This is a genomic window from Nesterenkonia sp. YGD6, assembly GCF_022565895.1.
In the GTDB taxonomy this organism is placed as follows: domain Bacteria; phylum Actinomycetota; class Actinomycetes; order Actinomycetales; family Micrococcaceae; genus Nesterenkonia.
In genome coordinates, this window is the sequence record NZ_JAJOYY010000003.1 from 384126 (window position 1) to 397615 (window position 13490).

8 protein-coding genes, 1 tRNA gene and 3 rRNA genes are annotated in these 13490 nt (G+C 60.8%); 2 read left to right on the top strand and 10 right to left on the bottom strand.

Features of this window, described 5'->3' with window-relative positions; genetic code table 11:
- Positions 1-9 precede the first annotated feature (9 nt).
- Complete coding sequence (locus tag LTI14_RS07095) at positions 10-1281, top strand: DUF4032 domain-containing protein (RefSeq protein ID WP_241465546.1); 1272 nt, start codon at positions 10-12, stop codon at positions 1279-1281.
- Here LTI14_RS07095 and LTI14_RS07100 read toward each other — a convergent pair.
- Positions 1262-2044: an IclR family transcriptional regulator gene (locus tag LTI14_RS07100; RefSeq protein ID WP_241465547.1), complete on the bottom strand. Its 783-nt coding sequence runs from the start codon at positions 2042-2044 to the stop codon at positions 1262-1264. The genes LTI14_RS07095 and LTI14_RS07100 overlap by 20 nt on opposite strands.
- A gap of 95 nt (positions 2045-2139) precedes the next feature.
- Here LTI14_RS07100 and aceB point away from each other — a divergent pair, with 95 nt between their 5' ends.
- Positions 2140-3741, top strand: coding sequence for a malate synthase A (gene aceB / locus LTI14_RS07105; RefSeq protein ID WP_241465548.1), 1602 nt, complete (start codon positions 2140-2142; stop codon positions 3739-3741).
- Positions 3742-3755: 14 nt separating this feature from the next.
- On the opposite strand, the gene LTI14_RS07110 is transcribed toward aceB, so the two are convergent.
- From LTI14_RS07110 to LTI14_RS07150, 9 genes are all read right to left on the bottom strand, one after another.
- Positions 3756-4313, bottom strand: coding sequence for a TetR/AcrR family transcriptional regulator (locus LTI14_RS07110; protein WP_241476130.1), 558 nt, complete (start codon positions 4311-4313; stop codon positions 3756-3758).
- A gap of 75 nt (positions 4314-4388) precedes the next feature.
- Positions 4389-4931: a hypothetical protein gene (locus LTI14_RS07115; protein ID WP_241465550.1), complete on the bottom strand. Its 543-nt coding sequence runs from the start codon at positions 4929-4931 to the stop codon at positions 4389-4391.
- Positions 4932-5341: 410 nt separating this feature from the next.
- Positions 5342-5632, bottom strand: coding sequence for an amphi-Trp domain-containing protein (locus LTI14_RS07120; RefSeq protein ID WP_241476131.1), 291 nt, complete (start codon positions 5630-5632; stop codon positions 5342-5344).
- Positions 5633-5908: 276 nt separating this feature from the next.
- Positions 5909-6745 carry a CPBP family glutamic-type intramembrane protease gene (locus tag LTI14_RS07125; protein WP_241476132.1) on the bottom strand — a complete coding sequence of 279 codons (837 nt, stop codon included), beginning with the start codon at positions 6743-6745 and terminating at the stop codon, positions 5909-5911.
- A gap of 234 nt (positions 6746-6979) precedes the next feature.
- A tRNA-Pro gene (locus tag LTI14_RS07130) sits at positions 6980-7056 on the bottom strand.
- A gap of 156 nt (positions 7057-7212) precedes the next feature.
- Positions 7213-7329, bottom strand: a 5S ribosomal RNA gene (gene rrf, locus LTI14_RS07135).
- Between the two features lie 298 nt (positions 7330-7627).
- Positions 7628-10737, bottom strand: a 23S ribosomal RNA gene (locus LTI14_RS07140).
- 464 nt (positions 10738-11201) lie between these two features.
- Positions 11202-12726, bottom strand: a 16S ribosomal RNA gene (locus LTI14_RS07145).
- The 16S, 23S and 5S rRNA genes sit together here with 1 tRNA gene alongside, the layout of an rRNA operon.
- Before the next feature lie 576 nt (positions 12727-13302).
- Positions 13303-13490, bottom strand: a 188-nt coding sequence (locus tag LTI14_RS07150; protein WP_241476133.1) for a hypothetical protein, incomplete at its 5' end; no start/stop codon positions are given.

Here is a 13490-nt window from a genome sequence, read left to right on the forward strand (position 1 = left end):
GGACTGCCCATGATGACCATCCCCGGTCTCGGACTCACCGCCTCAGGAACCATTCCTCAGGAGCTGCTGGACCTTCCCTGGCATCTGCCGCTGGAGGAGTGGCCCGAGGACATCATCGCCGCCCTGCCGCGCGGCATCTCCCGGCACATCGTGCGCTTCGCCTACCTGGGTGGATCGGTGATCGCGGTCAAGGAGACCTCTGAGCGGGCCGCACGGCACGAGTACCGGATGCTGCGTCAGCTGGGCAAGCTCGGGGCCCCCTGCGTGAAGCCCGTGGCCGAGGTCACCGGCCGCACCACCCCGGAGGGCGAAGAGCTCTCTCCTGCCCTGGTCACCCGGCACCTGCGCTTCTCCCTGCCCTACCGGGCGGTGTTCAACCAGATGATGCGCAAGGAGACGCTGCGGCGGCTGATCCACGCGCAGGCGCTGCTGATGGTGGAGCTGCACCTGATCGGCTTCTACTGGGGCGACGTCTCCCTGTCCAACACGCTCTTCCGGCGCGACGCCGGTGCCTTCGCCGCCTACCTGGTGGACGCCGAGACCGGTGAGATCCACCCGAAGCTCTCCACCGGTCAGCGCGAGCACGACCTCGACGTGGCCCAGGTGAACATCGCCGGGGAGCTCATGGACCTGATGGAGGGCGGCATGGTGGACGAGGACGTGGATCCGATCGCCACCTCGCACCAGTTCATCGACGCCTACCGCGGACTGTGGCAGGAGCTCACCGGTGACACCGCCTTCAACCCGGACCAGCAGTGGCTCATCGAGGAGCGGATCCGGAGGCTCAACGAGCTGGGCTTCGACGTCGAGGAGTATGACATCCGCACCATGCGTGAGGATTCCAAGCTCCTGCTCCGCCCGAAGGTGGTCGACCCCGGCCACCACCAGCGGCGACTGATGAACCTGACCGGACTCGACGTCCAGGAGAACCAGGCCCGGCGGCTTCTCGGCGCGATCGACGCCTACCGGGCCCAGACCGACCCGCATGGGGACGAGGCGGTGGCGGCCCACATGTGGACCCAGCAGGTCTTCGAGCCGATGATCTCCCAGATCCCCAAGGAGCTGCGCAACAAGCTGGAGCCGGCCGAGATCATGCACCAGCTCATCGATCACCGCTGGCGGCTCTCCGAGCGGGAGCACCGCGATATCAGCCTGGACCAGGCACTTCCCTCCTTCATCGACGAGGAGCTCAAAGGCCTGCGCGACGAGGCCACGCTGATGATCAATCCTCCCGGGGACGTGATCGATCAGCTGGACCGGCTCAACCGTGGCGAGGGCTGAGCCGGCTCATCCGGCGGCCGATCTCCACCGCGGTGCGGCGCATCAGCGGCACCGCGTGCCGGACGAAGCTGTCGTGCATCCGTCCGGTGGGCCCGGAGACGGAGAGTCCCATGGGTGAGGGTCCGTGCGGGACGACGACGGCGAGGCAGCGCACTCCCATCTCCTGCTCCTCGTCGTCGAGGGCGTAGCCCTGGGCGGCGATCCGCGGCAGCTGCTCCAGCAGCGCATGCGGGCGGGTCAGCGTCTTCTCGGTCAGCGAAGGCATGCCGGTGGCGGCGAGGATCTCGCGCACCCGCACCGGGTCCATCCCGGCCAGCAGCGCCTTGCCCACTCCGGTGGAGTGCAGGTGCGCTCGGCGCCCCACCTCGGTGAACATCCGCATCGTGTGCGGCGAGGGGACCTGCCCGATGTAGACGATCATCTCCGATTCCATGGCCGCCAGATTCACGCTCTCACCGAGCTCCGACACCAGTGCCTGCATCTGCGGCACAGCGGGTCCGCCGAGCTGCCGGGTGGCGGACTCCCCCAGCGGCACCAGGTTCGCACCCAGCGCGTAGCGCCTGTCGCTGAGCTGATGGACCACCCCCACACCCATCAGCGTGTGCAGGAGCCGGTGCACCGTGGGCCCGGCGAGACCCGTGGCGGCCTTCAACTCCCCGGCCGTCGCGGACCCGCCCAGGCCGGCCAGCACATTGAGCAGATTGAAGGCGCGCTCCACGACCTGCACCCGCTGAGAGTCCGCATTGCGGACATTGGCTTCCATGATGCGAACTCTATGCCAAGAATGGTGTGAGCGAGAGCACCCGCGTCGCTGTTTTTCGGCGACACAGTTTTTTCATCCCTGCAAAGGAGCAGCGCATGAGCATCACCATCCACGCCCCCTACGAGGTCCCGGGCACCGAGGCGATCCTCACCGATGAGGCCCTGGCGTTTCTCGAAGAGCTCCACACCCGGTTCGCAGGAACCCGCAACGAGCTCCTCGAGGACCGGCGCACCGCGCAGGCCCAGGCGGCGAGCTCCGGCACCGTGGACTTCCCGGCCGAGACCGCACAGGTGCGCGAATCGGACTGGAGCGTCGCCGAGCACCCGGCCGCGCTGCAGGATCGCCGGGTGGAGATCACGGGTCCGCCAGCCCCTGCCAAGATGGCCATCAACGCGCTGAACTCCGGCGCCAAGGTCTGGCTGGCCTGCCTTGAAGATGCGCTGGCACCGAACTGGTTCAACGTGATCGACGCTCAGCGCAACCTCGCCGGCGCCGCATCAGGAACCCTCGAGTTCACCTCGCCGGAGGGCAAACAGTACAGCCTGCGCGATGACATCACACTGCCGACCGTGGTCGTGCGGCCGCGCGGCTGGCACCTGCCGGAGAAGCACCTCCAGCTCGACGGCACGCCTGCCATCGGCGCCCTGGTGGACTTCGGACTGCACTTCTTCCACAACGCGAAGACCCTCACCGAACAGGGCCGCGGCCCCTTCTACTACCTGCCGAAGCTGGAGCACTATAAGGAAGCCCGGCTCTGGGATGAGGTCTTCAGCTTCGCCGAGGAGAAGCTCGGCATCCCCCATGGCACCATCCGCGCCACGGTCCTCATCGAGACGCTGCCCGCCGCGTTCCACATGGATGAGATCCTCTATGAGCTGCGTGATCACGCCTCCGGGCTCAATGCCGGACGCTGGGACTACCTGTTCTCGATGATCAAGTACTTCCGCGCCTCGGGCGAGAAGTTCGTCCTCCCGGATCGCGCGCAGGTGTCCATGACGCAGCCCTTCATGCGGGCCTATACCGAGCTGCTGGTGAAGACCTGCCACAAGCGCGGCGCCTTCGCCATGGGCGGGATGGCAGCCTTCATCCCGAACCGGCGCGAACCCGAGGTCACCGCCAAGGCCATCGAGAAGGTCCGCGACGACAAGTCCCGTGAGGCCGCTGACGGTTTCGACGGCTCCTGGGTCGCCCACCCCGATCTGGTGGACCTCTGCCGTGACGAGTTCGACGCGGTGCTGAAAGACCAGCCGAACCAGCTGGCCCGCCAGCGCGACGACGTGGACGTCTCGGCGGCGGACCTGCTCGACGTCGCCGCCGCGGAGGGTGACGTCACCGAGGCCGGGGTGCGGATGAACCTCTACGTCGCGGTCTACTACACCGCCATCTGGCTCTCCGGCAACGGTGCCGTGGCGATCCACAACCTGATGGAGGACGCCGCGACGGCCGAGATCTCCCGCTCCCAGGTCTGGCAGCAGATCCACAACGGCACGATCACTGCCGATACCGGGGTGAAGGTGACCCCCGACCTGGTCACACGGCTGCTCGATGAAGAGGTGGAGCGCCTGCGTGGGGAGATCACCGACGCGGACACCTTCTCCAAGTACTTCGAGCCCGCGGCCGGCATCGTGCGCGCCCTGGTCCTGGACGAGGAGTACATCGACTTCCTCACCCTGCCGGCCTACGAGCTGATGCCCTGATCGGTTCGGTCTGATCAGACTGGTCTGATCAGCAGTCTCTGCAGGCCATGGAGGTAGATACGTTCTGCCTCCATGGCCTGCGGTGCGTCCGGGGCCTGGCCGGCGGCGGTTGCAGTGGCGGTGGCGGTGGCGGGGCGTTCAAGCAGAGCCTGGTTCTGCTCGGTGGCCACCGCCCCCAGCGCGAAACGCATCACCACAGCGGTCGTGTCCCTTGCCTCGTCCCGCGGCCATCCCGCCGTGACGAGCCGTTCAGGCAGCAGCTGGGCCGGCGGCAGGCTGGCATCGAGCGCGTAGGCCAGCAGCAGCAGATCGCCCACGTCGCGCAGCGGCAGCACGAGTTCCCGGAACCGCAGCATGAGCTGCAAGGCGTCACCGGACTCGGTGCGCAGCGGCGTCAGGATCTCGTGGGCCACCGTGCGCAGCAGCTCTTGTTTGCTGGGCACGTGATAGTAGAGGGCGCCCGGGGCGACGTCGAGCTCCTTGGCCAGGCGACGCATGGACACGTCCTGGAGGCCGTACTGGATCAGCAACGATCGCGCCGTCCTGGTGATCAGCTCCAGGGAGAGTGCCAAGGGTGATAGCTCCTCACGGAATCAGGGGCGAAGAGTCGCAGACTCGAGACGGGCGTTGGGTCGTCACCGACGAACCTACAGGCCGCTGTCGCGGAAGAGCTTCTCATCGGGGTCCGTCATGGACTCTTCGATGAGCCATCGGTTGGTCTGCAGCGCCTGCAGGTTCTTGGACACCAGGGTGTCGCGGGTCTTGGCCACTCCCTCGGCCAGCAGACCGATCTGCGCCTTGAACTCCGCCGCGTGGCGCGGCTTCTCGTTGTCGGGCAGGGCCAGGAACAGCTCCAGGGTGCGCGGAAGGTGCCGGTGGATGGTCCGATTCACGGCATCCTGGTGAGCCGGGTACCGGGACAAGGCGTCCCAGCGCTCCACGATCTCCTCAAGCCCGACCACCATCATTCGCAGCTGACCCTGGGTCGAGGGCGGCAGCTGCGCTGACCGGCTGCGCACCGTGGCGCTGATCGCGGCCAGTTCGTCCTGCAGCCGCTGCTGGTCATCATTGAGCCGCACGGATCGGCGCAGACGGCTCTGCGCACGGCCGACGACGGCGCCGTATGTCCCTGCGGCGGCCGCACCGCCTACCATGGTTCCGGCCAGGATCGCCCAGAGGTTGGGGAGCATGATGAGCAGCATGAGACCGAACCCGAGCAGGAAGGCAAGCAGGGGAAGGGCGAGATGCGTACGGCGCTGGGCGTCGGTGCCCTGATGTTCGCCGCGCGAGAGTTCAGAGCCGATGACGACCTCCTGCTCATGCTGCTGAGTATCAGTACAGGATATATCGCGGTGATGGACAGACTCTGAACACCGAGGCGGGACCCCTTCCCGATGGAGATCTGCTTCTGGAAGAACGCCATACTGATTCTCGACCAGCGGTCAGTTGGGGTCTGAGATCTGCCGGAACGCGTCGCACCTGCCATGCGGCGCCAGCCCCGGAGACGTAGTCAGCTTGGGACTCATGGGTACGCTTACCGAGGAGTCCATGTCGGGCCGCCTGAGCTGCGCCGGATGCCGTGGTGCTGGGGCACCGAGCGCTAGTCGCTGGAATCCTGGACACCGGACGAAGGAGATCCCTGGCGCTCAGCGAGGGACCACCACATCTCCAGCTCCAGCTCCCGCTTGACGTGGCCTGACTTGGGCGTGTCTTTGACCTCGACGGAAAGGCCTATCTGCTCTTCCGCTCGGATGCGCACCCGCTGACCATCGAGAGACAGGTCGATATCCCCTTCCCGGATCTGGTCTGCGAGGACATTCAGGAAGTCTGCCAGCTCAGCACGAGTCAGCACCTGCTTCCCCTTGAGCAAGGTCCTGGCGTTCGATGACATATCGCCCTCCTGTTGTTCTGTGCCCGAGCCGAATCGGCACATTCGTATGTAGTTCTCGGGTCTCGGCCACCTAGGGGCCCGCGTCAGCGGACCCCTCCGCGATCAGGAAGCCGGGCGGGCAGTCCAGCGGCTCATGGCCGGACCGGCCTGACACCCATTGTCTACCGTGACGGAAGAGTTGGCCACCGGTCTTTGGCCTGGGACAGAGCCAGTCAGGTCAAGACCGGAACACCGACGCGCGCTCGGATCGGGTCAGGGGCTGGGGCTGTGCTGGGCCTACGTGCTGGACGGTGATCCACCCTGGGAGGACGGCTGCGCATCGACTCGATAGCGTCGCTCCAGCACTGCGACGACGAACCACGCCATCACGGCACTCACTACGGTGAACGGAGTCCCCGGAAACAACAGCACCAGGGCGAACCCGGCCGTGTTGTTCAGACCATGCAGGAGCGCGGCGAGGGCGAGGGAGTTGCTGCGCTCATAGACCAACGCTGTGATCCATGCCATTGCGACGATGCTCGCGGTGAACCCGCCGATGGTGAGCACCATGACCGGACCAAGCTGCCAGTACAGCATCACCATCAGCGGGTAGTGCCACACGGCCCAGACGAGGCCGCCCTTCCAGGCGGCGCCCCAGAAGGTGGCGTCGTGCTCCCGGAGCACGGGGTGCAGGAACCCACGCCAGCCGAACTCCTCGGTCCCGCTGGTCAGGAGGTTGGAGACGAAATAGACGCCGACAGCCCCAACCGCGGCGCTCGCGGAGACATCCGCCACAGCAATGCCCGAAGCCATGGTGACCACGAACGCAGGCACTGCTGTGACGACGGGTACGGCCGTCGCCAGGAAGACGGTCTCAGGAGTCGGCCGCCCCCAGAAGGGCCGGTACCGGCCGACTGCCAGATAACCGAGCAGCGGTCCGAAGACGCCCAGAGCGAAGAGGAGCTGCGGAAGGAATCCGGCCGCACCGATCATGGCCCAGACATCGACGAGCGTCATCTGCGGGGTGACCGGTGCCGCACGGACATCCCCGAGCCACCACCCCCCGATCCATAGCAACCACGTCCACCCGAAACTCACCAACAGGTAGGTGGCGACGCCTCGTCGAGCCTCCATATGAATAGGCTAACCAGGCGTGGAACAGCGGCCAAGGGCCGCAGGTCGACCCTCCGATCACCGGCCACGACTCGGGCTCGACCTGAGTGGAGGCGATCGACACCTGGCTGAGGTCTGAGCTGCCGAATTTCGGCTGGCCGGGCAACATCTCGTGGCCCGCCCTCAGAGGGGAATCAGACAGCAAGAAGGGCCGCTGCTCCTACATCTCTGTAGGTCAACGGCCCTCAGCCGACATGGTCGGGGTGACAGGATTTGAACCTGCGACCTCGTCGTCCCGAACGACGCGCGCTACCAAGCTGCGCCACACCCCGTAGTCCTGCACTCTGGAAACCATCGGCTTCCCGCACACAGATCTTCATCTTAGCCAGGAACGTGTCCACCGAGCAAAACAGCTGAAACATCCCTGGATACAGGTCAAGCCCGGTCCCCCGAAGGGGACCGGGCTTGAACCCTCTCTACCAAATAGTGTCCGGCGGCGACCTACTCTCCCACACACTCCAGTGTGCAGTACCATCGGCGCAGTGGGCCTTAGCTTCCGGGTTCGGGATGGGACCGGGCGTTTCCCCCACGCTATGACCGCCGTAACTCTAGAACAACACCACTTCCCACACCACCACACGCACCAGATCACCAAGACCTGACACCCGCAACAGGGGTACTGAAGATGCTGTAAACCTAAACTCACAACAACACTATTAAACTACACACACCTGCCATACCATCACACAGTGATGACGGAAGGGGTGGTCTGACTCTGACCCACACACCCACACGCCTCAAACAAGAGACACCATGGGCAATGCGGGGTTGTTGGCAGAGAACCGCCTAGTGGACGCGAACACGCAGTGTTCAATTAAAACTTCACCGAGCACACATTGAGTGTGGTGTAAGTGGTCGGCTTATTAGTACCAGTCAGCTTCACGCATTGCTGCGCTTCCACATCTGGCCTATCAACCCAGTAGTCTGGCTGGGAGCCTTCACACCTTAAAGGTGACGGAGATCTTATCTTGAAGCCGGCTTCCCACTTAGATGCTTTCAGCGGTTATCCATCCCGAACGTAGCTAATCAGCGGTGCACTTGGCAGTACAACTGACACACCAGAGGTTCGTCCGTCCCGGTCCTCTCGTACTAAGGACAGACCTTCTCAAATCTCCTGCGCGCGCAGCGGATAGGGACCGAACTGTCTCACGACGTTCTAAACCCAGCTCGCGTACCGCTTTAATGGGCGAACAGCCCAACCCTTGGGACCAACTCCAGCCCCAGGATGCGACGAGCCGACATCGAGGTGCCAAACCATGCCGTCGATATGGACTCTTGGGCAGGATCAGCCTGTTATCCCCGAGGTACCTTTTATCCGTTGAGCGACGGCCCTTCCACACGGTGCCGCCGGATCACTAGTCCCAACTTTCGTTCCTGCTCGAGCTGCCGCTCTCACAGTCAAGCTCCCTTGTGCACTTACACTCGACACCTGATTGCCAACCAGGCTGAGGGAACCTTTGGGCGCCTCCGTTACTCTTTAGGAGGCAACCGCCCCAGTTAAACTACCCACCAGGCACTGTCCCTGGACCCGATCAGGGCCCGAAGTTAGATGCCTAACAACACCAGAGTGGTATTTCAACGATGACTCCACAACCACTAGCGTGGCCGCTTCACAGTCTCCCACCTATCCTACACAAGTGATGTCAAACACCAATACCAAGCTATAGTAAAGGTCTCGGGGTCTTTCCGTCCTGCTGCGCGTAACGAGCATCTTTACTCGTAGTGCAATTTCGCCGAGTCCACGGTTGAGACAGCGGGGAAGTCGTTACTCCATTCGTGCAGGTCGGAACTTACCCGACAAGGAATTTCGCTACCTTAGGATGGTTATAGTTACCACCGCCGTTTACTGGGGCTTAAATTCAGAGCTTCGCCACAAGTGACTAACCCTTCCTCTTAACCTTCCAGCACCGGGCAGGAGTCAGTCCGTATACATCGTCTTACGACTTCGCACGGACCTGTGTTTTTAGTAAACAGTCGCTTCCCCCTGGTCTCTGCGACCACCACCAGCTCACCAAAGCAAGCCTGGATCACCAGGGTGGTCCCCCTTCTCCCGAAGTTACGGGGGTATTTTGCCGAGTTCCTTAACCGTGGTTCTCTCGATCGCCTTAGTATTCTCTACCTGACCACCTGTGTCGGTTATGGGTACGGGCGGTACAAGCCCTCGCGTCGATGCTTTTCTTGGCAGCATAGGATCACTGAATCCCCCACAAAGTGGAGTCCCATCAAGTCTCACCCGTATAACGAGTCCCGGATTTGCCTAGGACTCGGGCTACACTCTTAGACCCAGACAACCATCGCTGGGCTCAGCTACCTTCCTGCGTCACACCTGTTAATACGCTTGGCTCCCCGGTTCAGGTCCTGCGCTCCTCGTACACGTCGATCCCAAAGGGACCGCTCTAGCACGATTCGGGCAGTTAGTATCACCAGTTCACCATGGGCGGTCTTATACCGGTACGGGAATATCAACCCGTTGTCCATCGACTACGCCTGTCGGCCTCGCCTTAGGTCCCGACTAACCCAGGGCAGATTAGCTTGACCCTGGAACCCTTAGTCATTCGGCGGACACGTTTCTCACGTGTCTTTCGCTACTCATGCCTGCATTCTCACTCGAACACACTCCACAGACGAGCTTACGCTGCTGCTTCACCGCAGTGTTCGACGCTCCCCTACCCATCCAGTCCGCAAGGGACTAAATGCCACAGTTTCGGTGGTGTGCTTGAGCCCCGCTAAATTGTCGGCGCGGAATCACTTGACCAGTGAGCTATTACGCACTCTTTCAAGGGTGGCTGCTTCTAAGCCAACCTCCTGGTTGTCTAAGCAACTCCACATCCTTTCCCACTTAGCACACGCTTAGGGACCTTAACTGGTGGTCTGGGCTGTTTCCCTCTCGACCATGAAGCTTATCCCCCACAGTCTCACTGCTGCGCTCTCACTTGACCGGCATTCGGAGTTTAGCTGACGTCAGTAACCTTGTAGGGCCCATCGGCCATCCAGTAGCTCTACCTCCGGCAAGAAACACGCAACGCTGCACCTAAATGCATTTCGGGGAGAACCAGCTATCACGGAGTTTGATTGGCCTTTCACCCCTACCCACAGCTCATCCCCCCAGTTTTCAACCTAGGTGGGTTCGGTCCTCCACGCGCTCTTACACGCGCTTCAACCTGGCCATGGGTAGATCACTCCGCTTCGGGTCTAGACCCAGCGACTCAAACGCCCTATTCAGACTCGCTTTCGCTACGGCTTCCCCACACGGGTTAACCTCGCCACTGAGCACTAACTCGCAGGCTCATTCTTCAAAAGGCACGCCATCACACCCCTATAGGATGCTTTGACGGATTGTAGGCACATGGTTTCAGGTACTATTTCACTCCCCTCCCGGGGTACTTTTCACCATTCCCTCACGGTACTGATTCACTATCGGTTAGTAGGTAGTATTTAGGCTTACCAGGTGGTCCTGGCTGATTCACACAAGATTCCTCGAGCCTCGTGCTACTCGGGATACACTTACAGGCCGGCGGAACGCATTACGACTACGGGACTCACACCCTCTACGGCGAAGGACTCAACCTTCTTCGTCTATACGCCCGCACCTCAACCCTGAGGACTGGTAGATCCCCAACGAAATGTCCCACAACCCCGATCACGCAACCCCTACCAGGTATCACACGCAACCGGTTTAGCCCCATCCGCTTTCGCTCGCCACTACTCACAGAATCACTACATTGTTTTCTCTTCCTGTCGGTACTGAGATGTTTCACTTCCCGACGTTCCCTCCAACCGGTCTATACATTCAACCGGTGGTCACACACCATCACGGCATGCGGGGTTTCCCCATTCGGAAATCCTGGTATCAACGCTCGGTTATCAACTCCACCAGGCTTATCGCAGATTCCCACGTCCTTCATCGGCTCCTACTACCAAGGCATTCACCATGCGCCCTAAAACACTTACAAACATCATCACAGTAGCTGCAATGACACTCAACAATTAAGTGCTCGACTAAAAATTGACACAAAAAACACCAGCCACACCAAAGGCGTGACCAGCATGATTCGAGTATTTTGTTCAAAAGAACAAAGATGCTCGCGTCCACTATGCAGTTCCCAAACAACAACCCCCACCACCATCACCAACCCCGTAAACGAGGTCGACTACCTGAAGCCGAGGGCCAGATCTTGAAACAACCATTGTTGTCTCAGGACCCAACAGTGTGCCAAGCACCACAGACATATGACACCAGTCCTCTTTCCGACCCGTGAACCTCAGTACAGCAATAAAGCTGACCAAGACGGGCGTACCGGAGAAACCAGTGCCAAGACCATGATGACGATTCGTTGATATTCCACCCTTGAGCAAACCACCAGTCACACGAACGGCGACATGAAGTGGCGGACCCGACTCGGGTCCTGCTCCTTAGAAAGGAGGTGATCCAGCCGCACCTTCCGGTACGGCTACCTTGTTACGACTTAGTCCCAATCGCGAGTCCCACCTTCGACGGCTCCCCCCACAAGGGTTAGGCCACCGGCTTCGGGTGTTACCCACTTTCGTGACTTGACGGGCGGTGTGTACAAGGCCCGGGAACGTATTCACCGCAGCGTTGCTGATCTGCGATTACTAGCGACTCCAACTTCACGAAGTCGAGTTGCAGACTTCGATCCGAACTGAGACCGGCTTTTAGGGATTAGCTCCACCTCACAGTATCGCAACCCATTGTACCGGCCATTGTAGCATGCGTGAAGCCCAAGACATAAGGGGCATGATGATTTGACGTCGTCCCCACCTTCCTCCGAGTTGACCCCGGCAGTCTCCCATGAGTCCCCACCATTACGTGCTGGCAACATAGGATAGGGGTTGCGCTCGTTGCGGGACTTAACCCAACATCTCACGACACGAGCTGACGACAACCATGCACCACCTGTGAACCGACCCCGAAGGGAAGCTGCATCTCTGCAGCGGTCCGGTCCATGTCAAGCCTTGGTAAGGTTCTTCGCGTTGCATCGAATTAATCCGCATGCTCCGCCGCTTGTGCGGGCCCCCGTCAATTCCTTTGAGTTTTAGCCTTGCGGCCGTACTCCCCAGGCGGGGCACTTAATGCGTTAGCTACGGCGCGGAAAACGTGGAATGTCCCCCACACCTAGTGCCCAACGTTTACGGCATGGACTACCAGGGTATCTAATCCTGTTCGCTCCCCATGCTTTCGCTCCTCAGCGTCAGTAACAGCCCAGAGACCTGCCTTCGCCATCGGTGTTCCTCCTGATATCTGCGCATTTCACCGCTACACCAGGAATTCCAGTCTCCCCTACTGCACTCTAGTCTGCCCGTACCCACTGCACACCCGGGGTTGAGCCCCGGGCTTTCACAGCAGACGTGACAAACCGCCTACGAGCTCTTTACGCCCAATAATTCCGGATAACGCTCGCGCCCTACGTATTACCGCGGCTGCTGGCACGTAGTTAGCCGGCGCTTCTTCTGCAGGTACCGTCACTTGCGCTTCTTCCCTGCTGAAAGCGGTTTACAACCCGAAGGCCGTCATCCCGCACGCGGCGTCGCTGCATCAGGCTTTCGCCCATTGTGCAATATTCCCCACTGCTGCCTCCCGTAGGAGTCTGGGCCGTGTCTCAGTCCCAGTGTGGCCGGTCACCCTCTCAGGCCGGCTACCCGTCATCGCCTTGGTGAGCTATTACCTCACCAACAAGCTGATAGGCCGCGAGTCCATCCAAGACCGATAAATCTTTCCACCAGCACCCCATGCGAGGACTGGTCGTATCCGGTATTAGACCCAGTTTCCCGGGCTTATCCCAGAGTCAAGGGAAGGTTACTCACGTGATACTCACCCGTTCGCCACTAATCCAACCGTGCAAGCACGGTCTTCATCGTTCGACTTGCATGTGTTAAGCACGCCGCCAGCGTTCATCCTGAGCCAGGATCAAACTCTCCATTAAAAAATTAATAAGAGAAAGCATCCACAATCAACAACAAACAGACCAGACCCTGCCAGAAAAACAAGGCCCTCACGATCCATCCATCATCAACCACGGACACCAGTTAATGAATCCTTGGCTAAATTTGCGATCACTATCACGGGGGTGATAATGTCGCTGTTATAACCAAATAAATAATTTGGTATCAACAAACTTGGCACACTATTGAGTTCTCAAACAACAACCGCTACCGGCACCATCAGAAGTTTTTCTCTGAATCGCTCCGAAGCAACTTTGTAAGCTTACCAACAAGCTCCCGCTTCGTCAATTCAGCGTTTCCGCCGTCCTGACCCGACTTCGAATGAATCATTCCCAGCGAATACTCGCTGCGAACGACTCGAACTCGTCGTCTGCGCGGTTCTCAACTCTACGTCGCGGTGTTCGCCTTCGTCAACTCGAGGTCAACTCTGCATGAACACCACACAAACCGTGGTCTCGAACCCCCCGGGAACACATCGCTTGAGCCGATGACCAGCCCAGAAGGCCAGCGCACCGCAACAAGGAACAGATCCTGTGTGGGGAGAAGCTATGTGGTTATCAAATCCGGGGATCTTCGCGGTCCGCCTCAGCTTCCCGCCGTGCCCCCTTGAGCACGAGATAGAACTTTACACACGCCCCGCCGAGTCCGCAAACCAAAACCAGTGCGACCTGCATCACACCCCTGGATCCCCGTGACCTGGCGGTTTTCACATCGAACCCGGACTCATCCCCGATGGACCAGCGCG